The following is a 23,614-nucleotide window of genomic DNA, read 5'->3' as shown; positions in this document are numbered from 1 at the left end:
CCGTCTCGGTGGCGGGGTTGCGCTGACATCAGGCTTGCCAGGCGTAAGCATGCGCAAATCGCCACCGTGCGCATGCTGCTAGGCGGCAAATAAAAACCGTAACGTTCTACTTGCTGATGAACTATGATGGCAAGAAATCGAGCCGCCCATGCGCCGGCCGCCTTAATGCAGACTGGCCATGGCAAAGTCTCGCAACAAAGGAGGCAACATGTCTATTCCGCTTCGCAACATTCTCAGCCGCAAGGGCTGGGGTGCGGTTACCGTGACCGCCGACGCGTCTCTGCTGACCGTCGCCGACACGCTGGTGCTGCACCATATCGGGGCCGCCGTGGTGGTCGACCGGGACGGCAGGCCGATCGGCCTCGTCTCCGAGCGGGACATCGTGCGCGGGGTGTCGGAACATCATGACGACGTGGTCGACGTCAAGGTGGGTGACGTCATGGCCAGGAACGTTCCCAGCCTGTCGCCGGACGACAGCTCGCTGAAGGCCGTGCAACTCATGACGATCCATCGGCACCGCCACATCCCGGTCCTGGAGGACGAGGCCCTGGTCGGCATGGTCAGCATCGGCGACGTGGTGAAGTACCGCATCGAGGAGAGCGAGTCCGCCGTCGAGGCGATGCGGGCCTACGTCATGCAGTCGGATCCGACCGAGGAGCCGGGCCTGCCCCGCCACGCCCTGGACTGAGCACGCCCGCCGCCTCCCGCCGCCGCGCCTTGCCTCGACCTGCCCTCCGCAGCCTGCCGCCGGAACCGTCCGTGTTGCGGTCCGTTATGCAGGGCTGAGGTTCCCAGGGATCAGGTGGCTTGGCAGTGGATCAGACGGCTTCCGGGAACAACCGCGCGTCAGGCTCGTCCGGCGCTGGCAGGCCACGCCGCCGACGGATCTGGCCATGGATCCTGGGCGTCTTCGCGGTCGCCATCATCCTGCTGGTCGCCCTATGGGATTGGGACTGGTTCATTCCCCTGGTCGACAGCCGCGCTTCCTCGGCGCTCGGCCACAAGGTCACCATGCAGCATCTGCATGTCCGCCTCGGGCGCACCACCGTGGTGACCGCGGACGGCGTGCGCGTCGACAACCCGGAGGGTTTCCCCGCCGACCAGCCGCTGGCGCAGATCGACCATCTCGGCATCAGCGTCGCGGTGATGAGCTATATCCGCAACCAGGTGATCGACATCCCGCTGATCAATGTCGACCACCCGGTCATCGATGCGCTGGCGCATCAGGACGGCAGCGCGAACTGGACGATGAAGAGCCAGTCGGGTTCGTCCTCGTCCAGCGCCAGCAAGCCGCCCAGGCTGGGCCTGCTGCGCATCCACGACGGCCACGTGCATGTGGTCGATCCGAAGCTGCGCACCGACATGAACCTGCAGGTGCACACCGCCGGATATCGCGATCCCGATGGTGGCCACATCGTGGTGACCGCGGACGGCACCTACGCGCACCAGCCGATCACCGGACGATTCATCGGTGGCGCGCTGCTCACCCTGCAGGACCGCGGCCGGCCGTATCCGGTCGACCTGCACGTCGCCAATGGCCCGACGCACGTCAGCCTGGAGGGCGAGATCGACCAGCCGCTCACCTTCGGTGGCGCGCGCCTCAAGCTGGTCTTCACAGGCCCGGACATGGCGCTGCTGCTGCCGCTGACCGGCGTGCCGATCCCGCACACGCCGCCCTTCAAGGTGACCGGCAACCTCGACTACCAGAACCGCCGCATCGTGTTCGACAAGTTCCACGGCACCGTCGGGTCAAGCGATCTCGAAGGGCGCATTGCCGGCGACGCGCAGAGCAAGGTGCCCGACATCAAGGCCGACCTGTCCTCGCAGCGGGTAGATCTCAACGACCTCGCCGGCTTCATCGGCGGCACGCCGGGTACCGCGAAGACCGGGAATGTCCAGCAGAAGCAGGAAATCGCCGCCTCGAAGACCAGCGGCAATATCCTGCCGGACCAGAAGTTCAGCGTCCCGAAGCTGCGTGCCGCCAACGTGCACCTGACCTACCGGGGCGAGCATATCGAGAACAAGTATGTTCCGCTCGATAACATCGTCGTCGCGATGGACATCGTCGACGGCCACATCACGCTGCATCCGCTCGACTTCAAGGTCGGCACCGGCAGCATCGATTCCAATCTCGACCTGCAGCCGAGCGGCGAGGATCTGCGCACCAAGGCCGATGTGAAGTTCCGTCATGTCGACCTGTCGCGGATCCTGCAGGCGACGCACGCCTTCCATGGTGACGGAGTGCTCGGCGGCCAGGCGGATATCACCACCACCGGATCGTCGGTCGCCAGCATGCTCGGCAACGGCAACGGCGGCGTGACCATGGTCATTTCCGGCAATGGCGATATCAGCGCGCTGCTGCACGACATCGCCGGCCTGGAGGTGGGCAACGCCATTCTCTCCGCACTCGGCCTGCCGAACCGCGCCAGCCTGCGCTGCTTCATCGCCGACATGCCTCTCCACGACGGCATCCTGTCGATGAAGACGTTCCTGCTGCAGACCAGTGAGGCACGCAGCATCGGCCGCGGCACCATCGACCTCAAGAACCAGACGCTGGACTACTCGCTGACCACCCGATCCTCCCATTTCAGCATCGGATCGCTGCCCGGACCGATCAACGTCACCGGAAAGCTCGGCAGTCCGAGCATCAGGCCTGGCGCCGAGGTTGTGGCGCGGGCCGGTGCCGCTGTCGGGCTAGGCGTGCTGCTGGTGCCCCTGGCGATTCTTCCGACGATACAGCTCGGGGTCGGCGAGGGTGCCTGCACCGACGCCCTGCAGAAGACCGAGGCTGCCCCGGCCGCCCCGCCACCGGCAGCGGTGCCGGTCCACCGCCGCCACGGACCTCAACGCAAGGCGGGTTGACCGGTCCGGGTGCGGATACCGGCCGTCATCGCCAGCCGCGCCAGTGCCGGCACCGATTTCGACGAGGTCTTCTTCATGATGGACGCGCGATGGTTCTCCACAGTGCGCTGGCTGATGGCGAGATCGGCGGCGATATTCTTGCTCGGGTGACCGGCAAGCACCATCTCCATCACCTCGCGTTCGCGGCGCGTCAGGCTGGCCAGCAGGCTGGCAGCGTCGCGCTGCCAGCCGCGCAGCTTGCCGTCATCCTGCGAGTTCTCCAGTGCGCGCGCCACGCTGGCGAGCAGCTCCGCCTCGCTGATCGGCTTCTCGATGAAGTCGCTGGCGCCAGCCTTCATGGCCTCGACAGCCATCGGCACGTCGCCGTTGCCGGTGATCATGATCGAGGGCATCAGGTTTCCGTCTCGCGCCAGCTGGTGCAGCAGGTCGAGCCCCTGCATGCCGGGCAGGACGGCATCCACCAGCAGACAGGCGCCGGTGCCGGCCCTGTACTCGTCGAGGAACGCTTCGCTGGTCGCGTAGGCGGCGACCGCATACCCCTGCGTGCTCAGCACGCGCACGATCGCATCCCTCACGTTGCGGTCGTCATCGATGATGAATACCGGATCCGCCTGCGCTTGCCTGGCCACGACCGCGGGTTTTGCCATCGGGGCCTGCGGAGCAGGGGGCGCATTCGGGGCCTGGCGCAGCATCCGCGCGATCGCCTCGGTCAGGTCGCGCGCCTTGATCGGCTTGCTGAGCGGCAGGCAGCCGGCCGCCGCGATGTCCTCCAGGGTTCGAGGCGAGATGTCGCCGGTGAGGATGATGGCCGGGATCCGGCGGTGCAGCCGCTCGCGCAACTGTGCCGTCACGGTCAGGCCATCCACGCCGTTCGGGAGGTTGTAGTCGGCCAGGACCAGGTCCGGGTCGATCCTGCCACGCCTGATCAGGTCCAGGGCCAGCACGCCGTCCGCGGCACTCATGACCCGATGGGCGTCCTCCGCGAGCAGCATCTCGAGCAGATGGCGCAGCTCCGGATCGTCCTCGACGATGAGGATCGAGCCGGTTGCGGGATCGGCGGTCACGGCCGTGTCGGGCGCCGGATCGCCGCCGGCTGGCAGGTGCGGCGTCGTTCCGCCGTCGGGCGCATCCGCCGAGGGCGGGGCCAGCGCCACATCGATCGAGAACATCGATCCGGCTCCCGGGGTGGAGCGCACCCGTATGCCGTGGCCCAGCAGGTCGCCGAGGCGCTGGACGATGGAAAGCCCCAGGCCCAGGCCGCGGCTACGCTCTCGCGCCGGATTATCGACCTGGTGATATTCGGCGAAGATGGCCCCGATCTGGTCCTCCGGTATGCCGATGCCGGTATCGCGAACCTCGATGCTAAGGGTCTCGCCATGGCGGCGGCAACCAACCAGGATCTTGCCGTGGCGCGTATACTTGATGGCATTGGTCATCAGGTTGCGGATCATCTGCTCCAGCATGCGTCGATCCGAACGGATCCGCAGGCTGCACGGGATCACCCGCAGCGTCAGTCCCTTGGCCTCGGCGTGGTACTGGAACTCTTCGTCGAGACTGCCGAGCAGGGCGGCGATCGGAAAATCGGATACAGCCGGCTGGACAATTCCGGTGTCGATCTGGTTGATATCCAGCAGGCTGTTCAGCATCCCGGACATCGCGCCGATGGTGGGCTCCAGCATCGCCACCAGCTTGCCCGCCGCCGCATCGTGCACGCGCTTCGCCAGCAGGCCCTGGACCAGGGTCAGCGTCTGCAGCGGCTGGCGCAGATCGTGGGTGACGGCGGTGAGGAAGCGCGACTTGGCGGCGTTGGCGTTCTCTGCGACCTGCTTGGCAAGCTCCAGCGCATGCTTGGCGCGCTTGCGGTCGGAGACATCGACGAAGGTCACCACCACGCCGCCGACCAGGCTGTCATGGGTGTAGTACGGCAGGATGCGCCGCAAGTACCAGGTCCCGTTCTGCGCCTCGATCTCGCGTTCGACCGGTGTCGGCCGGGTCAGCATGGTCCGGGCATCGGCCAGCAGGTCGCCATCCAGCGATAGCGAGGTGAGGTCGGCGAGCGGACGCCCGACGTCGCCGGGGATCAGCTTGAACAAGGCCCGCGTCGCCGGCGTGAAGAACCGGATGTTGAGGTCGGTATCGAGGAACAGCGTCGCCATGTCGGTGCTGTAGAGGATGTTCTGCAGGTCGTTCGACGTGGTGCGCTGCTTCTCCAGCGTGTCCTGCAGCTGTCCGTTGAGCGCCACCAGCTCCTCGTTGAGCGCCTGCAGCTCCTCCTTCGAAGTGACCAGCTCCTCGTTGGTGGACTGGTATTCCTCGTTGAACGACAACGCCTCGTCGTTGATCGCCTTCTGTTCGTCGCTCGACGCCTCCAGGCTCTCGAGCGCCGTCTGCAACTCGTTGCGGGTTGCCTCCAGCTCGAGTTCGAGTTCGGCGATACGCGGCGCCACAGTCGCCAGGTCCGGATGCTCGGGTTTGCGGCCGGTGGCCGGATCGTTGACGAAGCAGACCAGCAGCAGCTTCTCGCCATCCTGCTCGACCGGCCGGACCGCGATGTTGAAGGCGAAATCCTGCCCGTCGCGCGTCACCTTGCCGCCGCGCACGACGACGTTGGTGTTGCGGTCGGTGGCCTGGTGGATGGCGGTACGCAGCCGCCCACGCATCGACACCCGCGCCATCGCCAGCAGGTCGTGCGTCGGCCGGCCCGGCGCCACCTGCAGGTAGTGATCGGTGGGCCCGAGGAAATGCAGGCATTCGTTGCGGTTGTTGATCAGCACGGCAGCCGGCGCGTAGTTCTCGGTGACCAGCTGGCGGCACAGTTCGGCAAAGGCGGCCTGCCGTGACAGCGCCGGTCCCGGCCTGCCGAACGCAAGCGCCCGGGGGGGATCGCCGCCGCGCAGGGCGGACACCAGCTCGCCGGGCGGACTGCGACCGATATGGCGATAGATCCGTTGCGCCTGCGAGATGGGCTCGAACCGGCCGCTGATCATGCCGGCATTCTCAGAGCTGCCGAGCAGCAGCAGGCCGCCGGGCCGCAGCGCGAAATGGAACAGCCGCAGCACCTTCGCCTGCGCTTCCGGCACCAGATAGATGAGCAGGTTGCGGCAGGAGATGAAATCCAGCCGCGAGAAGGGCGGGTCCGCCAGCAGATCCTGCACGGTGAACACCACGACCGCGCGTAGTTCCGGCTTGATCCGGTAGCTATGCTCTTCGCGAATAAAGAAGGCTTCGAGCCGCTGCGGCGAAACCGCGGCCTCGATGCTGTCTGAATAGAGGCCTTCGCGCGCGGTTGCGATCGCGTCCGCATCGACGTCGGAGGCGAACAGCTGCAGCTTCAGCTCGAGCCCGGCTGCCGCCATCGCTTCGCTGAACAGGATCGCCAGCGAGTACGTCTCCTCGCCGGTGCTGCATCCCGCAACCCAGATGCGCAACGGCAGCGCCGGCGGATGGGCGCGCACCATGTCGGGCAGTACCTGGCCGCCCAGGAACTCGAACACCGCGGGATCCCGGAAGAAGCCGGTCACGTTGATCAGCAGGTCGCGTGCAAGCAGGTCGCGCTCCTCGCGGCTGCGATCGAGCAGGGAATTGTAATTCTCGATATCGCCCGGCTCGATGGCGGCCATCGCCATGCGGCGCTGGATGCGGCGGAGCAGCGTCCCACGCTTGTACATCCTGAAGTCGTGCGAGGTCGTCGTGCGCAGCGTCTCGATGATGCCGGCCAGCGCGCCCGCGTCCGCGGTCCCGGCCGCCGGGGCTGCCTCGGACTCGGGTTCGGGATCGTCCGACACCGCATCGCCGTGCGGCATCCGCAGCGCCGCAGCCATGCGTTCCACGGGCAGCACGGCATCGACCTGGCCGGTGGCGATCGCGCTGCGCGGCATGCCGTCGTAGTCGGCCTGCTTGGGATCCTGCACCAGCACGAGGCCGTCATGCTGGCGGATCGCCTTGAGCCCGATGGTGCCGTCGGCGCCGGAACCGGACAGCACGATGCAGGCGGCGCGGCGGCCGAACTCCTGCGCCAGCGAAAGCAGCAGGACATCGAACGGCAGCCTCGCCTTCTGCAGCGCCTGCGGCTGCGCCACCCGCAGGGCGCCGTTCGCGACGGTAAGATAAGTCCCCGGCGGGATGACGTAGAGCGTGCCGGGCTCGATCGGCATGCCGCTGGCCGCGAGCCGCACCGTCATGCCGGTGTGCGGCGCCAGCAGCTCGACCATCATGCTCTCGTGCGCGGGGTCCAGATGCTGGACCAGGATGGCGGCGAACTGGTGCCCGTCACCGAGGCTGGCTACCAGCTTGCGGCAGGCGTCCAGTCCACCGGCCGAGGCGCCGATGCCGATCACCGTCATTCCGGGGGCCTTGCCGCCAGGTGCCGGGCGGTCCTGGGCCGGTTCAGCCGGATCGATCTGTCTTTCGCCGAGCCGAGGCCTATGCCCTGTCGCCATGGTGACAATTCCCGCACGCGGCGTTCGCGCTGGAACACCGTATCAGGAACTATCGACCTTTACGATCGCGCGACAATCAAGGAATAGCGGCGGAATAACGCCGCCTGGCCGTCAGGCGGAGGCGACCGAGCTGGCGGCCTTGAGGAACACGCCTCCCACCTTGGTGCCCACCGATGTGACCGCCGATACGATCACCAGGGCGATGAGGCCGGCGATGAGCGCGTATTCGAGCGCGGTCACGGCACGCCGATCCTGCTTGAGGCGGACAAGAACCGCCATCCAGTGGGCCAGCATCATGGTCTCCTAAGGTGAGGCCGCTTAAGGCTGATCCCGCACGCCCGTTGATGAGTTATTATTGATAAGACGCAGGACTCCGGGACTCAAGCGGTTTCTGTTCCGCCGCCGTATCTGTCAGCGCTCTCAGCCTGGCGTCCCGGGCGAGCCGAACAGTTTTGCGGCTGCACCCAGATGGGCCTGCTTGCGGTCGATCATTGCCTCGGCGCGCGCGATCTCTCCCCGCAGCTCGCCGATGTAGGCACGCAACTCGGCGACGCCGAGATCGTCGAGCGGCAGGATCGCGAGGCGAGGCCGCGGGCCCGCCGGTCGGTCATCTTCCATGTGCGGTGTCTCCTTGAGGCTCGCCCGCTGCTGCCGGGCTGGGCCTGTCGACATTGGGCCCGCCGCCTGCTCCGGCCAAGGGAGACCGGAGCAGGCGATCCAGACCAGGATGACAGGCATCGCCAGGGTCGCGGGGGGACGCCTTGCCAGCCGGTGCCGGCTGGTCGACAAGTCCGGGCGATGCTCCCGCCCACTTCCTGACATCCGCCATGCCGAGCCGACCGGGCCGAGCGCCTGTCTCGCCGCGGCACCTGCGGGTGCTGTTCGCCTTCGAGAACGAGCTGCCGAGCCGGCAGGCCGATGCCGAGGTGTTCACCACCACGGCGCGCTACCTGGCCGGCCATGTGGCTCAGGCGCGGATGCATCTTCCGGCTGCCTCGCGCGCGGCGGCCTCGGCGGCGGCGGCGCTGACCGGCATGGCGGTGGTTCGCGCCTGGGCGCCGGTGCGGCCGGCGGCCCTCCGCCACCTGCTCTGCGGCCTCACGATCGTGCTCCGCCGCGAGTTCCGGCACGCCGACCTGGTCTATACCCGCAACCTGTGGGTGGCCCGGATGTCGATCCTGGCCGGGCAGCGCGTGGTGTTCGACCACTACCGGCCGTGGGGCGACCAGATCCCGCCGCTACGGCGCTGGATCTACCGGCTGTTCTGCCGGGAGCGATTTTTGGCTGTCATCTGCCACTCGGACTACACCAGGCGGGCCTATCTGGCCCTGGGCGTTCCTGAAGACCGGCTGCATTGCATCCGCAACGGCTTCGAGCCGGAGCGCCTGCCGGAGCCGATGGAGCTGGCGGCGGCGAAGCAGCGCATCGAGGTGCCGGCAAGACGCAGGACGGTGGTCTATACCGGCCGGCTGAACCACAAGAAGGGCCTTGAGCTGGTCGTCGAGGCGGCGCGGCTGCTGCCGGAGGTGCTGTTCATCCTGGTCGGCTCCACCGGGCACGGCAGCATCGAGGCGCTGGCGGCCGACGTCGCCAACGTGCGCATCGTGCCATGGCAGCCGGACGACCGGCTCGCCTGGTTCATGAACGCCGCGGACATCCTGCTGATCCCGCCGTCGCGGCACCCGCTGGCGACCTACGGCTCGACCGTGCTGCCGCTCAAGCTCTACCTGTACATGGCCTCCGGACGGCCGATCCTGGCCGGTGACACGCCCGATATCCGGGAGGTGCTGACGCATGGCCGTAATGCGGTGCTCTGCGAACCGGATCGCCCGGCGGCGCTTGCGGCGGCGGTCGAGGCGCTGCTTGCCGACGAGGCGCTGGGCGGGCGGCTTGCAGCCCGGGCCGGCGAGGAGAGCCTGGGCCTGACCTGGGAGGCGCGGGCCGGAAGGATTGCGGCCCTGATGGCGGAGCGGATGCAGGCCGCACCGGTATCCGGCGGCAGCTGGAGCGGCAGGCAGACCCGGAGCTGGCTGCTGCAATCCTGGCGCTGGCTGCTGCATCTGGTGCGGCGGCGGTCCTGGGTGCTGCCGCCGACTGCGACGTAGCCCGCTCGTGCAGGACCATCGGCGCGCCCTGGGGCGCGGGTTCAACTGGCTCGGTGGCGCCACCATCGCCGCCAAGATCATCGACTTCGCGACCATCCTCGCCATGCTGCTGTTCCTGAGCAAGCAGCAGGTCGGCATCGCGTCGCTGGTGATCTCGATCGGCATGGTGGTCGAGGCGCTCAACGGCCTCGGAACCGCCGAGGCGCTGATCCAGGCGAAGTCGGTGTCCCGGCCGCAGCTCGACACGCTGTTCTGGTACGTGGTCGGCGCCGCGACGCTGGTCGCCGGCCTGACCCTGGCCACGGCGCCGGCGGTCGCCTGGCTCTATGGCATGCCGGCGATGGCGCAGTATTTCGTGGCGATCGCCATCAAGCAGCCGCTGGTCGGCGCTGCCCTGGTGCCGCTGGCGCTGATGAACCGGTCGCTGCAGTTCGAGCGGATCGCGATCGTCAATGTATGCGCGACCTTCGGGGCGGCGCTGACACGGCTGGTGCTCGGGGCGAGCGGCGCCGGCGTGTGGGCGCTGGTCGCGGGCTATGTCGCAAGCGGCCTGTTCATCATGATCGGCGCCTGGATCGCGCACCCGTTCCGTCCGCGCCTGGGCGTGCAGCCGGCGTCGATCCGGCCGCTGGCACGGTTCGGGGTGCGCTCCGCGGCGTCCAACATCTCCGAGCAGATGTTCAAGAACATCGACTACATGCTGATCGGCTGGTTCTACGGGCCGGCCCTGCTGGCGGTGTATCGGGTCGCCTTCGACATCGCCATGGAGCCGGCGATGGCGGTCGGCACGCTGGTCAACCGCACTGCGCTGCCGGTGTTCGCGCGTGCGGCCGGGGCGCCTGCCGAGCTGGGCTCGATCCTGCTGTGGTCGCTCGGCAAGATCGCCTTCCTGGTGACGCCCCTGATGGTGGCGCTGATGCTGGCCGCCGGACCGCTGACCGCGCTGCTGCATGACAGCCACGGCGCCTCCTACGCCGCGGCGGCAATGCCGCTGCGCCTGCTGGCGGCGGCGGCCCTGCTGCGCATCGTCACGCAGCTGTTCTCGACCATGATGATCGGCATCGGCCGCCCGGGACTCGCCGCCAGGCTGGCGCTGACGACGCTGGGGCTGCTGGCCTGCTCGATCCTGGCGGTGGGCTGCACCGTGCCGGCGGGTCCCGGCATCATCGCGGCATCGGCGATCTGGCTGGCGATCTATCCGCCGGTGCTGCTGTGGCTTGCGGCCAGGCTTCGCAGGGAGTGGCGGGTCAGGCCCGGACCGCTACTGGCCGTATTTGCGATGCCCGTCGCGGGGAGTGCGGCGATGGTGCTCGTGGTCGCGGGTGGCGGCCTGGTGCCCGGCCTGCAGCACCCGGCCTCGCAGCTTGCCGTGGTCATCGCCGCGACCGCGCTGACCTACCTGGGCCTCTCGCGATACGCCAGGCGACAGGTGCCTAGCTAGCGGTCTGCGCGCCGCGGTAGCGGTCGAACATGCTCATCTGGTGGACGCAACTCAGGGTGCAGGTCGGGCTGCAGCCCTTCGGGGTGGCGTATTCGCGCTTGATGTCCGCCAATCCGTATTCGAGCAGCGGAATGCCCGGCGTGCCGCGCTGCTGCGAGCACCAGTGCACCTTGCCGTCCTCGGCGACATAGAGGTAGCGGGCGCCGGCGCGGCATTTCCAGTCGTTCGACCGCCCGTGCATGAGGTTCTTCTGGAACAGCCAGAAGTTCAGCCCGTGCACGATCGACGGCGACAGCTTGGTGACCTGCTCGTAGGCCTGCATCTGTGCCGCGCTCAGCGCCTTCAGCGTTCCGGTATGGTCGTGCAGCACGCCGACCGAATGCTGCAGGCCGTGACGGGCGGCGGCTTCGGCGACCGCGATGACGTCCTGCGTGCGGTCGGTGGTGACGCCGAGCACCGAGTTCACGTTCACCTTGAACTGGGCGTGCTTTGCCAGCAGGCCGAGTTTCCCCTCGACCGAGGACAGGCTCTTCATCGAGATGTCGTCGGGCTCGATATTGTCGATGCTGATCTGCATTCCCTGCAGACCGGCCCTGTTGAGGCGGTCGATCCAGCCGCGGCTCAGCCTGAAGCCGTTGGTGATCATGGTGACGATCATCTTGCGGTCGCGCGCCGCCTTGATCACCACGTCCAGGTCGGGATGCAGCAGCGGCTCGCCGCCGGTTAAGGTGATCGACGCCGTCTTAAGCTTGGCGAGGTGGTCGACCCAGGCCAGCAGATCCTGCAGAGGCACCGGAGGCGAAAAATTATCGTATTCGTTGCAGTAGCCGCAAGCGAGGTTGCAACGCCGCGTCACCACGACCTGGGCGAGCAACGGATTGTAACGCGAGCCGATGACGCGCCCCAGGAAGCGGGCTCCGGAGGCGGCGCCGGCGACCTTGCGACGCAGCGATGTCGCGCGGCCGGTCTGCGCGGGGCCGTCGCTGTCGCGCATGGGCGTGATCTGGTTCATTCGGCCCAATACCACTCCAGCTTCCGGCTAGGAAGTTCGTGCCAGCCGCACCCGGTCGTAATGCAGTTCGAGCGCGTGGTTCTGGCGGACGATGTCGAACCGTCGCTCTACGAGATTCCGGCCTGCCTGCCCCATGCGTGCCCGCATCGCCGCATCGCCCGCCAGGGCCAGCATGGCGCGGAACAGGGCGGCAGGGTCGCGCTCCGGCGTCAGGATTCCGGTGACGCCGTCCTCGGCGCCTTCCGGGATGCCACCGACATCGGTGGCGACCACCGGCACGCCGGTCGCTGCGGCTTCGAGCAGGACCATGCCGAGCCCTTCGACCCGGCCGGTGCCGGTATTGATGCTGGGCAGCACCAGCATCATGGCGCGGCGCATCCAGCCGGCGATCTCCGCGTGCGGCCGCGCGCCCAGGAAGCTGATCCGGTCCGCGAGGCCGAGCCGGACCGACATGGCGGTGAGTGCGGGCCGCAACGGACCGTCCCCCACGATCACCAGGCGCAGCTCCGGATGACGCGCCGCGAGACCGGCGAAGGCCTCGATGAGGTATCGGGTGCCCTTCATCTCGACCAGTCGGGCGACGTGCAGGATGACCGGGGTTGCCTCCGCCGGATCGCGCAGCGGAAACGCCCGGCAATCGACACCGGTATAGTGCAGCAGGGTGCGCTCGGCCGGGAAGCCCATCGCCAGCACGCGATCGCGGATGAAGTGCGACACGCAGAGGAACAGGTCCCCCCGCGCCGCCAGCCTGCGCCGGAACAGCGGGTAGTTCGCCCAGGCCGGCGAGGTGAGCAGGGCCGCGGTCGAAAGGGTGGCATCGTAGCCGTGGAAGGTGGTCACCAGGGGGACGTGCAGGCGTTGCGCGATCGGCAGCGCGTAGACGCCGTCGATGCCGAAATGGGCATGGATGAGGGCCGGTCGCCGGTCGCCGATCAGCCGCAGGTAGGGCGCCGGGTCGCGGGTCAGCATCTGCCAGCCGATCAGCGGCCAGGCGCCGGGCAGCCCGCGATCCTGCAGCGCGACCGAGGTCGCGCCCGCAGGCGCGTCGCCGAAGCGCAGCCGCCCGACATAGAACGGCGCGTGGCGCCGCAGGAGCCGTGCCTGCTGGGTGATGAACGGCTCGGACGGACGGAACAGGTTCTGCCGGAAGATCGCGATCCCGGGCGGTGCGGTATGCGGTGAAGTCAGGGTGGCATCCTACGACGTCGGTGGCGGTTGGACTCGCTCCGGACCCTTCTATAGCTTCCCCGCCGTGTGCCGCACCGCAACAGACCTCCGCCGATGATACCCCCTCGACTGCATTTCTGCTGGATTGGCGGCCAGCTCCCGTGGGCCTACGTGTTCGCGATCCTGTCGGCGATCGAGCGCAGCGACCTGCCGGAAATCATCCTCCACCACACCGACGCCCTCGAGGATGGCCCACAACGCGACGCGCTGCTGGCACAGAAGCAGCTGCGCATGGATCGCGTCGACGTGGTGCAGCTGTTGTCCGGGACTGGCGCCCGGCTTGGCCTCGGGACTGAGCTGGTCGAACTTTATCAACGACTTGCCACGCCGGTAGCGCGCTCGGACGTGCTGCGGGCGGCGATCCTGCATGCCCAAGGCGGCATCTACCTGGACCTGGACACGGTGACCGTGGCGTCGCTGCGGCCGCTCATCACGGGCAGCCAGTTCCTCGGCTCCGAACTGATCGTCTGGCCGCGCGCCGCACGGACGTCGAAGTCCCCGCTGGTGCTGTCGCGGCATCTCGCACTGGACCTGGTCCGCAAGGCCTGCCGGCGACTGCCGCATGGCTGGAGCCTGTTCCGGCGGGTGGAGCGGTATTATCACCGCAGCGTGAACAATGCCGTGATGGGTGCGGCGGCGGGCTCGCAGTTGATGACCAGTTATCTGGTGGCGATGGTCCGGCTCAGCCGCGAGCGACAGCTGCAGCGTTACGGGCTGGGTCCGCATCTCCTGCGTGACGTGGCTGCTGGCTTCCAAGGCGACGGGATCGTGATCCATCGCCCGCCGGTCTTTTATCCGCTGGCGCCGGAGATATCGGAGCACTGGTTCCGGATCGTGCCGCGCGTCCGGCTGGGCGAGGTCTTGACGCCGGAGACACGTGTCGCACACTGGTATGCCTCGGTGCGCACCCGGGCGATGGTCGAGCGCATCTCTCCGTCCTATGTGCAGAGGAACCGGCACCGGCAACTCTACAGCGCCATGGTGTGCGCGAATATCGCCCGGCTTAGACAAGCGGCCTGACCCGTCCGGACGGACGGAGGCGGCCGTGTGGAATCGACGTCAACCGTGAACGGTGTATGACTGGCCGGATAGACCAGCAAATCCGTCCTTCTGGAAGTCAAGGCATAGCATGATGAACCCAAGCAGCATCCGGATCGCCATCGCGGGGATCGGCAATTGCGCCAGTTCCCTCATCCAGGGTCTGCATTACTACACGCCCGAGCGTTGCCGCGAGGGCGTGGTTGGCCTGATGCATACCGAGATCGGCGGCTACCTGCCGTCGGACATCAAGGTCGTGGCGGCGTTCGACGTAGACGCCCGCAAGGTCGGCACCGATGTGCACAAGGCGATCTTCTGCAAGCCTAATTGCACCAAGGTGTTCCAGGCCGACATTCCCGAGGCGGGCGTGATCGTTCGCATGGGCCAGGTGCTGGACGGCATCTCCGAGCACATGAGCGACTATTCCGACGACCGCACCGTGATGCGCTCGACCGCCACCGAACTCAGCAAGGCCGAGATCGTCGCCGAGCTGCGCCGCAGTGGCGCCGACATGCTGCTGAACTACATGCCGGTCGGGTCCGAGAAGGCGGCGCGCTTCTATGCCGACTGCGCGCTGGAAGCCGGCATCGCCTTCGTCAACAACATGCCGGCCTTCATCGCCAGCGAGCCGCTCTATGCCGAGCGCTTCAAGGCGGCCGGCCTGCCGATCATCGGCGACGACATCAAGTCGCAGCTCGGCGCCACCATCGTGCACCGGGTGCTGACCGACCTGTTCGCCAAGCGCGGCGTGAAGCTGCTGCGCACCTACCAGCTCAACACCGGCGGCAACACCGACTTCCTGAACATGAAGAACCAGGACCGGCTGAAGTCGAAGAAGGAATCCAAGACCGAGGCGGTGCAGTCGGTCGCCAAGAAGCGCATCGAGGATGAGAACATCCATGTCGGGCCGAGCGACTACGTGCCATGGCAGAACGACAACAAGATCTGCTTCCTGCGCATCGAGGGTCATCTGTTCGGCGACATGCCGATGGAGGTGGAGCTGCGGCTGTCGGTCGAGGACAGCCCGAATTCCGCCGGCGTGGTGATCGACATGGTCCGCTGCACCAAGCTCGCGCTGGAGAACGGCATTTCTGGCGTGCTGGAAGGCCCGAGCGCCTATTTCTGCAAGCATCCGATCGTGCAGTACACCGACGACACCGCCTACGAGATGACGGAGGCCTTCATCCGGGCCTATGGCCAGAAGGACCGGGTGTTTAAGGGCCGCACGGCGCCGGCCGACCTGGAGGTTGCCGCCGCGCAATGAAGTGCCTGATCGTGGCAGCCGGGCAGGGCGCCCGGCTGCGGGTCGGCGATGACCTGAAGCCACTTGTGCCGGTTGCCGGCATACCGCTGATCGAGCAGGTCATCGACCGGGCGGTTGCGGCCGGCATCGACGAGTTCTTCGTCGTCAGCGGCTATCGTGGCGAGGAACTACGCAGCTTCCTCGACGGCCTCTCGGCGCGGAACGGCACCCGGATCAGCCATATCGTCAACACCGAGTGGCAGCGCGCCAACGGCGTGTCGCTGCTCAAGGCGAAGGGGCATTTCGAGGGACCGTTCCTGCTTACGATGTGCGATCACCTGGTCGATCCGGCGATCCTGCGCGACATGATGACGGCGCCGCACGCGCAGGATAGCGTCGTGCTGGGCGTCGACTACAACATCACGGATCCGATCAACGATCCGGAGGATGTCACCCGGGTCGCCTCGTCGTCCGGACGCATCACCGCGATCGGCAAGCTGATCGCGGAGTTCGACTGCTACGATACCGGCGTGTTCCTGTGCGGGCCGGCGATGTTCGATGCCCTCGAGGAAAGCCAGGCGAACGGCGACGACAGCATCTCGGGCGCGATGAACGCCCTGGCGCGGCACGGACGCGCCCTGGTGTTCGATATCGGCGACCGGGTCTGGATCGACGTCGACGACCCGGTGGCGCTCGGCAAGGCCGAGGCACTGCTGGCCTCCGGGCGGCTGTAGCCGGATGCAGCTTGCCGAGCCGGTCCGGCGGACGCTGGAGATCGAGGAGTTCACCAACCGGATCTGCATCCATCCGCTGGCGGGCTGGCTTGCGCGGCGGTTCGCCAGCATCGGCATCACCCCCAACGCGGTCTCGCTGTTCGGCATGGCGTGCGGGATCGCGGCGTCATTCGCGTATTTTCGCTACGACCGCACCGGCTTCGTGATCGCCGGCTTCGGCCTGATGATCCTGTGGCACGTCATGGATGGCGCCGACGGCCAGCTCGCGCGCCTGACCAACGCGCAATCCGAGATCGGCCGCGTCCTCGACGGCATCTGCGACTACGTCACCTTCATCGGCGTCTACGCGGCACTGGCGCTCCGGCTCGGCGCTCGCGACGGCGGCTGGGCCTGGGTCGTCATCGTGCTGGCCGGGGCATGCCACGCGGTGCAGTCGGCCGTCTATGAGCGGCAGCGCGAGGAGTACGAGCGCTGGGGCCTGGGACGGAACAAGGGCGGCCCGGCGGGGCCGGGAGCCGCTGCCGTGCCCGCCTCGCCGGTTGCCGCGCTTTTCCGGACGGCCTGGCGCCTCTATGCCGGGGTGCAGTCGTTTGCCAGCGTGCCGGATGCCAACGTCCGGCGCGAGCTTGCCGCCGGTGAAGCCAGGTTGCCTGTCGAGCAGTTCCGGCAGCGCTACCGCGAGACCTTCGCACCATCCGTGCGCCGCTGGTCGGTGCTGTCCGCCAACACCCGCACGATGGGGATCTTCGCGTTCGCCCTCTGCGGCGTCCCGCTGTTCTACTTCTATGCCGAGATCGCCGGGCTAAGCGCGATCCTCGTCCTGCTCCTGGTCGGCCAGCAGCGCCGCTATCGCCGCTTCGCCGCAAGCCTGGCTGTTGCTGGTCAACGGCTCGCCGTGCGGAACAGGTAGAGAGACAGCCAGATCGTCAGCAGGGCCGGGGTCAGCGCGGTGACCGCGGCATCGAGATCGAGCAACACGCCAAGCCGGCTGAAGATCAGCTGCCCCAGCGAGAACACGATCCCGAAGCCGGCGCCGAACAGCAGGCTCCGCCCGGTGCTCTGCGTTCGCCCGGCGCCGAACATGAAGGCCGACGCGATCATCACCATGGCGGCGAGCGTCACCGGCAGGCAGATCCGCTCCCACAGCTGGTGCTCGTAGTGGCTGGCCCCCTCGTTGCGCGCCTCCAGGCTGTGCACCTGGCGATACAGCGCGGTGGGCGGGATGCTGGTCAGCGGCAGGGTGAGCACCTGCATCTCCCGCGGTGTCACGAACGCATGCCAGGACAGGGTTGCGAGATGCTCGGTGGTCAGGTCGGCCGCAGTGTTGATCTTGCGCGACACGTCGGCGAGCAGCCACTCGCCATCGGGGCGGATGGTGGCGTGGTCGGCATGGACGATGCTGATCAACCGGCCATCCGGTGCGAACCGGTAGATGTCGATGCCGACCGGCGTTCGGTCGTTCCTGAAGCGCTGGATGTTCAGGTACTGGCGATTGTTCTGCGCCCACAGGCTGTTGTCGCCGGATGCCGAGGAGGCCGCGTCCAGGGCGGCCGCGCGGTCGTCCTGGGCATAGCGCTGCGCCGGCGGGATCACGAACTCGGCCAGCGCCAGCAGGAGGACGACGATCGGCACGATCGGCAGCAGGACCGAGCCCACGATGCGCCGGGCGGAGATGCCCAGGCCCAGCATGGCGACGAGCTCGGAGTTGCGAGCCAGCGCGCCGAGCGCCAGCAGCGCACCCAGCAGCATGGCCATCGGCGTCACCTGCAGGAAGCGGCCCGGTGCGGTGAGCAGCACGTAGACGAACGCGTCAGCGAGGCGGTAGCGCCCCTGGCCGACGGAGGCGAGCTGTTCGACCAGTTCGAGCAGGCTGAGCAGTCCGGTCAACGCCGCGGCGGCGAGGGCGAACGCCTTCAGGGTGGCAAGGCTGACGTAGCGGCGAAGCATCGGGGGCGTCCGCGCCGGCGTTCCGGTCAGCGGCCGGCGGCGAGGGAGGGGCGGTATCGGGACATCGTGGTCAGCAGCAGGCCAAGAATGGCCGGCGCCCACCAGATACCGGGAAATTCGGCGATCATGCCGTGCTGGACCCAGGTCCGCGCGGATGTACACAGGATGTAATAACCGAAATACATCGCGAATGCCTTGGCGAAGATCAGGTGCCGTCCCTGCCGCGGCCTGGTCCGGCTGAGCGGAATGCCGAGCAGGGCAAGCAGGAGCGTGGAGATCGGCGTCGAAAGCCGCCATTGCAGTTCGGCGATGTCGGCACTCGATCCGGACGTCGCGATCCGCGCCGTGCTGGCGGCGACCGAGCTGTAGCCGGCGGGCCCGGCGGCGTGGCTGTTCGGATCGACGGTCATCGCCTGCACGTGCAGCACCTGGTCCGCCTTCGCCGGGTCATGGCTGAGCTCGTAGATGTCGGCGTCGTTCAGGTTCACGTCGGAGCCGCCGTCGGCAATGCCGTCCGGCACCGCGCTGGCGAGCCGGCCGGAAATGATCTCGGTGTGGTCGGGATAGTCGAGCTTGACGAACACGTCGCGGGCTGGCGAGCCAGGGCCGTCGCGGTGGGTCAGGAACACCACCCGGGTGCCGTGCTGGCTGACGTAGAACGATCCCGCCTGCATCGCATCGACATCCAGCAGCGTCGCGGCACGGTCCGACAGCTCATGCAGGTGGCGATAGGCCCAGGGCCGGACGAACAGCGACAAGCCGCCGACCAGCAGCGCCAGGCCGACGGCGAGGGTCAGAACGGCGCGCCGCATGACGCCCGGCGTCAGCCGCAGGGCATACATGGCGGCCACCTCGCTGTCGCCCTGCAGGCGGGTGAAGGTGAGGATGACCGACACGTAGAGCGCCGCCGGGATCAGGACCTCGAGCGCGATCAGGACCTTGAGGATGGTGAGTTCGGCGATCGCGCTACCCGGCAGCAGGCCGTTGACGGCGTCCGAGAGGAAGTTCGCGGTGCTGTAGCTGGCGAACAGCGCAACCAGTACGCCGAGGATGGCGAGCAGCGGCTTCATCAGCTCGCGCAGCAGGTAGTTGCTGATGATCAATGGGAGCCGGGCGCCGCACCGGGGCGGGAAATCTCGAACTTCATCGACGGCAGCGATAACAGATCATGGCGACGTGAACAAACTCCGGCCGGGGATCGGCGACAGCAGGACCGCGCCGCCTGGCCCGGTCGCGACTTCCCGGTAGCGTCCGGCGAATGGAGCCATGATGGGGTCATGGCCCATCCGGCGGATCGCGTCGGCGTGGGTGGATGCGGCAGGGTCGTACTCGAACATCCCGAAGCCCCCGCGCCGGACCATCGCCTGGAATGGATGTTCCGGGCGGCCGCTCAGGATGCTCTGGGTCAGGTTGAAGATGTCGACGCTGAACGGCTTGCCGGCCCAGATGCACAGCGACGGCATCTCGCAGCCCACCGGCCCGGGTGCGGCGGCCAGTCGTGCGATCACCGGCTGCCAGGCCGCCTGCCGGCGCTCACGGCTGGCAATCGCGTTCCAGGCCGCCGGCAGATGGATGGGCATCGCGCACAGCATCGGCAGGGCGGCGAACACCAGCAGCGCCGCCGGTCCGATCGAGACGCGGCCGAGCCGGAGCGGGGAGCGGACCAGCGGGTCCAGCACCAGGCCGAAGCCGAGGCAGGCGGCGATCAGGGTCTCGAAGTGCGCGTTGTAGTTCACGCCGTCGCCGAGCCGCTGCAGGATGCCGGCCGCCAGCGCGAGACCGCCGAACAGCGCGACCAGCATCCCGCCCCGGCGAAGCAGCAGCACAACGGCGAGGGCCATCGGCAGCAGCGGCGCCAGTGCCCCGGTCGCCAGGATCAGCCGGTCGGCATCGAGGGTTCGCGCATGGTGCAGGATGTCTGCGAAAGCGATGGCGCCGTAACGCGCCTGGATCGCGACCACTCCGGCTCCGGTCGCCACGACCGCGGTGGCAATCCAGGCGGCCGCCTGGCGACGGTCATGCCAGAGCAGCCATAGCGTGGCGGCCAGCGGCAGCGCCACCAGGTTGTGCTTGACGAAGCCGCCCGCCGTCACGAGCAGCGCAGCCAGCACGACGGGCAGCAGCGGCACCGATGGGGGGCCCTCCCGCAGCAGCACCGCAAGGCCCGCGAGCATGAAGGCATGCGCCAGCCATTGCGGGTCGTCCATCGCGACGTAGCTCTGGTAGTAGGTCGCGTTCACCAGCAGGAACAGCACGGTAGCCGCCATCGCCGCCTGTGCGGACGCGCCGAGCCGCCGCACGCACAGCCCGAGCAGGCCGGCGCAGCAGAACAAGGCAGCCAGCGCCACCAGGCGCCCGGCGGCGATCATGTCTCCAGCCAGCCAGCCGGCTGCGCCGACCAGGTAGAAGCCGAGCGGCGGATAGTTGTTGAACACGAAGCTGCCGGGGCCGGGATAGAGCGGGCCAGCCGAGGGGTGGATGGCGCGCAGGTCGAAGGCGGCGTTCCAGCCCTCGTTGTAGTTGACCGGGATGTGGAGCGGGATCGTCAGGATCGGTGCGAGCAGCAGCAGGCCAGTCAGCACGAGGCCGCCGAGCAGCGCCCTGTCGAAGGATCTCGAGTGCCGAACCACGGGGTCCGGCAATGGCTGCGGGCGCTCGCGCCTAACCGGCGGCGATCCGCCGTTCGACCTTGCCACGGTCCGGCAGGTTGCGGCGATAATGCAGCACATAGCCACGCCGGCGGAGCGCACGGATGTCATCCGGATCTGCGCTCGCCGGGATCACGACCTCGACGACCGCGTCAGGCGACGCCTGGCACTCGACGCGCAGCTGCAGCAACAGGTCGGCGTAGGTGCGACAGGTCAGCGGTGCAGCCGGCTCGCGGCGGGCGGGATCGTCCGGTTGCGACAGCTCGCGTACGTGGAGCGTCCAGGCCATTGATCTCCTAAGGGCCCGGCGCTGGGCCGTCTGATGCGCGATCGCTGTCGTGCAGGCTATGTCCCGCCTGTCCCTCCCGGTGTCAATCACCCGGGTCGGAAGGAATTGGGCGACCGATGACAATGACAGAATTGTTGCGCGTCGATCCCTGCGGCATACTCGGTCGATGCAGCGCAACCTCGATAAGGCTGAGCAGGCGGAGCGATCCGAGCCAGCCGGGCTGTCGATCGTCCCGGCACGTCCGCTGCCCGGAACTGCCGTCGCGGAGGGGGACGACGCCGGCAACCCGGAGCGGGCGCAGGACGACGGGGTCGCCCCTGGCCCGACCTTGCCCTGCCAGATCGTACCGCCTCCCATTCCGACGACCACGCGCCCGTCGCTGCCCAGCCTGCGGCTGCAACCCGGAACCGATGCCGGTCCCGCGCTGCGCGCCGCCCCGGTGATCAGCCAGTTCGCGCGCAACGCCGGCACCACGCGCCGGGTCGAGACGATCTATTTCGATACTCCCGGGCATCGGCTTTCCCGCGCCGGAGTGTCGTTGCGTATCCAGACGATCGGCCGTCGCATCGTCCAGACCCTGTCGCCGCGCGCCGGCCACAGGGCCGGGCCGGAGGTTTCGGCCTGGATGTCCGAGTTGCGGGAGGCGACGCCGGACCTGCGCGACCTGGACCGCCTGCAAGCCGACTGGCTGCCGCAACCCGTGCGAGAGGCGCTGGCACGCGGCCCCCTGGTACCGGTCTTCGTTGCCCGGCTGCGACGGCTGACCCGCCGGCTCGACCTTCCGGACGCACTGATCGACGTCGTCTTCGAGGACGGCACCATCGAGGCGCAGGATCGCAGCGAAGCGGTGGACCGCATCACCCTGGTCTCGCGCGACGGCGACAGGTCCGCGCTGCACGACATCGGCCTGCGCCTGCTCGATGCGGCGCCGCTGCAAGTCGGCGCCGGCAGCATGATCCAGCGCGGCTATGCGCTCGCCACCGGCACCGCGCTGCGGGCGCAGAAGGCGGCGCCGTCCAGCCTGACGCCGGCGGTTACCACCGACGAGGCGATCGCCGGGGTGCTGGATGCGTGCCGGCTGCATCTGCAGTCCAACCAGGCGGTCGCCCGGGAGGGATCCGCCGAGGGCGTGCACCAGATGCGCGTGGCGCTGCGCCGGTTGCGCTCGATGCTGTCGCTGCTGCGCCGCGATCTGCCCTCGGCTGGCATGCAGAGCCTTGGCGGGGAAGCGAAGTGGGCCGCGGACCAGCTCGGCGCGGCGCGCGGCTGGGACGTCTTCCTTGCCGACACGCTGGGCGACGCCTTTATCGAACGCGTACACCCGGCAGAGCACGTCCGCCCAGGGGAACGCGTCCGGCCGGGCCAGGCGGGGCCGGATTTCCAGGCTCTGCGCAAGGCCATCGAGGCGCCGCGGGCCAGCGCCTACCGGACGGTCCGGGCGCTCCTCGCGTCCCCTCGATTCAACCGCTTCCAGCTCACCCTGGGCCATTGGATCGCGCGGCGAGGCTGGCGCAACGAGGTCGCCGCCGACGGCCTGGCGCTGCTGTCGGACCCGGCCGCGCTGCCGGCCGCAGGCATGCTGGCCCGGCTGCACCGGAAGGCGCTCAGGCAGGGCCGCCAGTTCCGCCGGCTCTCCGCAGACGAGCGCCACGATCTGCGCATCACCCTCAAGAAGCTGCGCTACGCGACCGAGTTCTTCCTGCCGGTGTTCGCAACCCCCGACCACTCCCACCGCTTCGTGCGGCGTCTGGGCCGCCTGCAGGAGGCGCTCGGCCTGGACCACGACGCCGCCGAAACCCAGCCGTTGCTCGATGAACTCGGACGCCGCAACCGCGCCCCGGGCCTGCACCAGGCGATCGGCGCGGTGATCGGATGGCAGGCGCGCGAGGAGGTCCTCAACCTCGAGACGCTGGCGGTACAGTGGCGGCGCTTCCGGGCACTGCAGCCATTCTGGCCCCGGCTCACCAGGCCGCTCCGCGCGGAGGCCGACCAGTCCGACGCGACACAAGGCTGATCCCGGACCCTCGGCGCCGCTGACCTGCTCATGGAAACGTGTCATCCCGCTTGCATCGTAACGGGTGCCTCGGGATAAGATCGTTTCGTGATGCGTATTCTGATTGTCGACGATGACCAGCTGATACGCGAGAATGCTGCGGAGTATCTGTCGGGCCTTGGCTACGACGTGCTGACCGCGGCGGATGGATCCGAAGCCGCACGCCTGCTCGACCAGCCGGATCAGGTGCAGGTGCTGCTGACGGACGTGATGCTGCAGGGCTGGCTGGACGGCGGCGATCTCGTGGAGATGGCCCGCCTGCGCGTCCCGGGAATGCCCATCGTCATCATGTCGGGCTTTTCCGAGGGCCTGCTCGGACGGCTCGCGGGGCTGCAGCCGCCACTCAGGTTCCTGTCGAAGCCGTTCTCGCTGGCGCATCTGGAAGAGACGCTCGCTCGCGCGGTGGCAGGCGGCGCCGCACCGTAAGCCGGGCGCGGCGCCGGCGTTCACGAGCGGTCCGGGCGTTGCACCGTATACCCACACGCAGCGCAATCCACATCCCGACATCATCCGCCCGGACGCGATGCCTGCCTGCGCAGGAACTTTCGCCCGTGCCTGGCGTCTCGCTCGGATCTT

19 protein-coding genes are annotated in these 23,614 nt (G+C 68.3%); 10 read left to right on the top strand and 9 right to left on the bottom strand.

Going from position 1 to position 23,614, the window contains the following annotated elements; genetic code table 11:
* The first annotated feature begins 208 nt into the window (after nt 1–208).
* Together FE263_RS14875 and FE263_RS14870 are read left to right on the top strand one after the other, a co-directional pair.
* Nucleotides 209–688: a CBS domain-containing protein gene (locus FE263_RS14875; protein WP_171034123.1), complete on the top strand. Its 480-nt coding sequence runs from the start codon at nt 209–211 to the stop codon at nt 686–688.
* Between the two features lie 125 nt (nt 689–813).
* Complete coding sequence (locus FE263_RS14870; RefSeq protein WP_240759739.1) at nt 814–2,862, top strand: AsmA family protein; 2,049 nt, start codon at nt 814–816, stop codon at nt 2,860–2,862.
* On the opposite strand, the gene FE263_RS14865 is transcribed toward FE263_RS14870, so the two are convergent.
* The 3 genes from FE263_RS14865 to FE263_RS14855 form a co-directional block, all read right to left on the bottom strand.
* Entirely contained in the window at nt 2,844–7,205 is a 4,362-nt protein-coding gene (locus FE263_RS14865) for a chemotaxis protein CheB (protein ID WP_138326816.1), read from the bottom strand. The genes FE263_RS14870 and FE263_RS14865 overlap by 19 nt on opposite strands.
* 207 nt (nt 7,206–7,412) lie before the next feature.
* Nucleotides 7,413–7,595, bottom strand: coding sequence for a Flp family type IVb pilin (locus FE263_RS14860; protein WP_138326815.1), 183 nt, complete (start codon nt 7,593–7,595; stop codon nt 7,413–7,415).
* 126 nt (nt 7,596–7,721) lie between these two features.
* Nucleotides 7,722–7,919, bottom strand: a complete 198-nt coding sequence (locus tag FE263_RS14855) for a DUF1192 domain-containing protein (protein WP_138326814.1) — start codon at nt 7,917–7,919, stop codon at nt 7,722–7,724.
* A gap of 209 nt (nt 7,920–8,128) precedes the next feature.
* Here FE263_RS14855 and FE263_RS14850 point away from each other — a divergent pair, with 209 nt between their 5' ends.
* Both FE263_RS14850 and FE263_RS14845 read left to right on the top strand, forming a co-directional pair.
* The gene (locus FE263_RS14850) at nt 8,129–9,406 is read left to right on the top strand and encodes a glycosyltransferase (protein ID WP_138326813.1); all 1,278 of its coding nucleotides are present in this window, start codon (nt 8,129–8,131) and stop codon (nt 9,404–9,406) included.
* Nucleotides 9,407–9,413: 7 nt separating this feature from the next.
* The gene (locus FE263_RS14845) at nt 9,414–10,847 is read left to right on the top strand and encodes an oligosaccharide flippase family protein (protein WP_138326812.1); all 1,434 of its coding nucleotides are present in this window, start codon (nt 9,414–9,416) and stop codon (nt 10,845–10,847) included.
* Here FE263_RS14845 and FE263_RS14840 read toward each other — a convergent pair.
* Nucleotides 10,840–11,859 carry a radical SAM protein gene (locus FE263_RS14840; RefSeq protein ID WP_240759646.1) on the bottom strand — a complete coding sequence of 340 codons (1,020 nt, stop codon included), beginning with the start codon at nt 11,857–11,859 and terminating at the stop codon, nt 10,840–10,842. The two genes, FE263_RS14845 and FE263_RS14840, sit on opposite strands and share 8 nt — an antisense overlap.
* 27 nt (nt 11,860–11,886) lie before the next feature.
* Nucleotides 11,887–12,972: a glycosyltransferase gene (locus FE263_RS14835; RefSeq protein WP_276611210.1), complete on the bottom strand. Its 1,086-nt coding sequence runs from the start codon at nt 12,970–12,972 to the stop codon at nt 11,887–11,889.
* A 168-nt stretch (nt 12,973–13,140) separates the two neighbouring features.
* Here FE263_RS14835 and FE263_RS14830 point away from each other — a divergent pair, with 168 nt between their 5' ends.
* The 4 genes from FE263_RS14830 (at nt 13,141) to FE263_RS14815 (ending at nt 17,011) form a co-directional block, all read left to right on the top strand.
* Entirely contained in the window at nt 13,141–14,106 is a 966-nt protein-coding gene (locus FE263_RS14830; protein ID WP_138326810.1) for a glycosyltransferase, read from the top strand.
* Between the two features lie 112 nt (nt 14,107–14,218).
* Nucleotides 14,219–15,388, top strand: coding sequence for an inositol-3-phosphate synthase (locus FE263_RS14825; protein WP_138326993.1), 1,170 nt, complete (start codon nt 14,219–14,221; stop codon nt 15,386–15,388).
* On the top strand, nt 15,385–16,101 hold the full coding sequence (locus FE263_RS14820; protein ID WP_138326809.1) for a phosphocholine cytidylyltransferase family protein: 717 nt from the start codon (nt 15,385–15,387) through the stop codon (nt 16,099–16,101). The genes FE263_RS14825 and FE263_RS14820 overlap by 4 nt, the downstream gene beginning before the upstream one ends.
* Before the next feature lie 4 nt (nt 16,102–16,105).
* The gene (locus FE263_RS14815; RefSeq protein WP_138326808.1) at nt 16,106–17,011 is read left to right on the top strand and encodes a CDP-alcohol phosphatidyltransferase family protein; all 906 of its coding nucleotides are present in this window, start codon (nt 16,106–16,108) and stop codon (nt 17,009–17,011) included.
* On the opposite strand, the gene lptG is transcribed toward FE263_RS14815, so the two are convergent.
* The 4 genes from lptG to FE263_RS14795 form a co-directional block, all read right to left on the bottom strand.
* Entirely contained in the window at nt 16,984–18,048 is a 1,065-nt protein-coding gene (lptG, locus tag FE263_RS14810) for an LPS export ABC transporter permease LptG (RefSeq protein WP_138326807.1), read from the bottom strand. The genes FE263_RS14815 and lptG overlap by 28 nt on opposite strands.
* 26 nt (nt 18,049–18,074) lie before the next feature.
* Complete coding sequence (gene lptF, locus FE263_RS14805) at nt 18,075–19,151, bottom strand: LPS export ABC transporter permease LptF (RefSeq protein WP_138326806.1); 1,077 nt, start codon at nt 19,149–19,151, stop codon at nt 18,075–18,077.
* 63 nt (nt 19,152–19,214) lie between these two features.
* A complete protein-coding gene (locus tag FE263_RS14800) occupies nt 19,215–20,630 on the bottom strand; it encodes a hypothetical protein (protein WP_138326805.1) in 1,416 nt (471 codons plus the stop codon).
* Nucleotides 20,631–20,709: 79 nt separating this feature from the next.
* Nucleotides 20,710–20,985 (bottom strand): hypothetical protein, encoded by a 276-nt coding sequence (locus tag FE263_RS14795; protein WP_138326804.1) that lies wholly within the window; start codon nt 20,983–20,985, stop codon nt 20,710–20,712.
* A gap of 166 nt (nt 20,986–21,151) precedes the next feature.
* Between FE263_RS14795 and FE263_RS14790 the strand changes: the two genes are divergently transcribed.
* Entirely contained in the window at nt 21,152–22,999 is a 1,848-nt protein-coding gene (locus FE263_RS14790) for a CYTH and CHAD domain-containing protein (RefSeq protein WP_171034121.1), read from the top strand.
* Between the two features lie 90 nt (nt 23,000–23,089).
* Nucleotides 23,090–23,464 (top strand): response regulator, encoded by a 375-nt coding sequence (locus tag FE263_RS14785; RefSeq protein ID WP_138326802.1) that lies wholly within the window; start codon nt 23,090–23,092, stop codon nt 23,462–23,464.
* Nucleotides 23,465–23,614 lie beyond the last annotated feature (150 nt).

Origin of the sequence: Lichenicoccus roseus, from assembly GCF_005844085.1 — a bacterium.
GTDB classification, from domain to species: Bacteria; Pseudomonadota; Alphaproteobacteria; order Acetobacterales; family Acetobacteraceae; genus Lichenicoccus; species Lichenicoccus roseus.
Note: the sequence above shows the minus strand (reverse complement) of the source record. Positions and strands in the feature narration are given on the sequence as shown.

Bases quoted from the DNA above. Each gene is read 5' to 3' on its own strand.
- FE263_RS14830 (WP_138326810.1), top strand. From the start codon at position 13,141: ATGATACCCCCTCGACTGCATTTCTGCTGGATTGGCGGCCAGCTCCCG.
- FE263_RS14825 (WP_138326993.1), top strand. From the start codon at position 14,219: ATGAACCCAAGCAGCATCCGGATCGCCATCGCGGGGATCGGCAATTGC.
- FE263_RS14855 (WP_138326814.1), bottom strand. From the start codon at position 7,919: ATGGAAGATGACCGACCGGCGGGCCCGCGGCCTCGCCTCGCGATCCTG.
- FE263_RS14875 (WP_171034123.1), top strand. From the start codon at position 209: ATGTCTATTCCGCTTCGCAACATTCTCAGCCGCAAGGGCTGGGGTGCG.
- lptG (WP_138326807.1), bottom strand. From the start codon at position 18,048: ATGCTTCGCCGCTACGTCAGCCTTGCCACCCTGAAGGCGTTCGCCCTC.
- FE263_RS14785 (WP_138326802.1), top strand. From the start codon at position 23,090: ATGCGTATTCTGATTGTCGACGATGACCAGCTGATACGCGAGAATGCT.
- FE263_RS14850 (WP_138326813.1), top strand. From the start codon at position 8,129: ATGCCGAGCCGACCGGGCCGAGCGCCTGTCTCGCCGCGGCACCTGCGG.
- FE263_RS14820 (WP_138326809.1), top strand. From the start codon at position 15,385: ATGAAGTGCCTGATCGTGGCAGCCGGGCAGGGCGCCCGGCTGCGGGTC.
- FE263_RS14815 (WP_138326808.1), top strand. From the start codon at position 16,106: ATGCAGCTTGCCGAGCCGGTCCGGCGGACGCTGGAGATCGAGGAGTTC.
- FE263_RS14865 (WP_138326816.1), bottom strand. From the start codon at position 7,205: ATGACGGTGATCGGCATCGGCGCCTCGGCCGGTGGACTGGACGCCTGC.
- FE263_RS14795 (WP_138326804.1), bottom strand. From the start codon at position 20,985: ATGGCCTGGACGCTCCACGTACGCGAGCTGTCGCAACCGGACGATCCC.
- FE263_RS14790 (WP_171034121.1), top strand. From the start codon at position 21,152: ATGCAGCGCAACCTCGATAAGGCTGAGCAGGCGGAGCGATCCGAGCCA.
- FE263_RS14860 (WP_138326815.1), bottom strand. From the start codon at position 7,595: ATGCTGGCCCACTGGATGGCGGTTCTTGTCCGCCTCAAGCAGGATCGG.
- FE263_RS14840 (WP_240759646.1), bottom strand. From the start codon at position 11,859: ATGAACCAGATCACGCCCATGCGCGACAGCGACGGCCCCGCGCAGACC.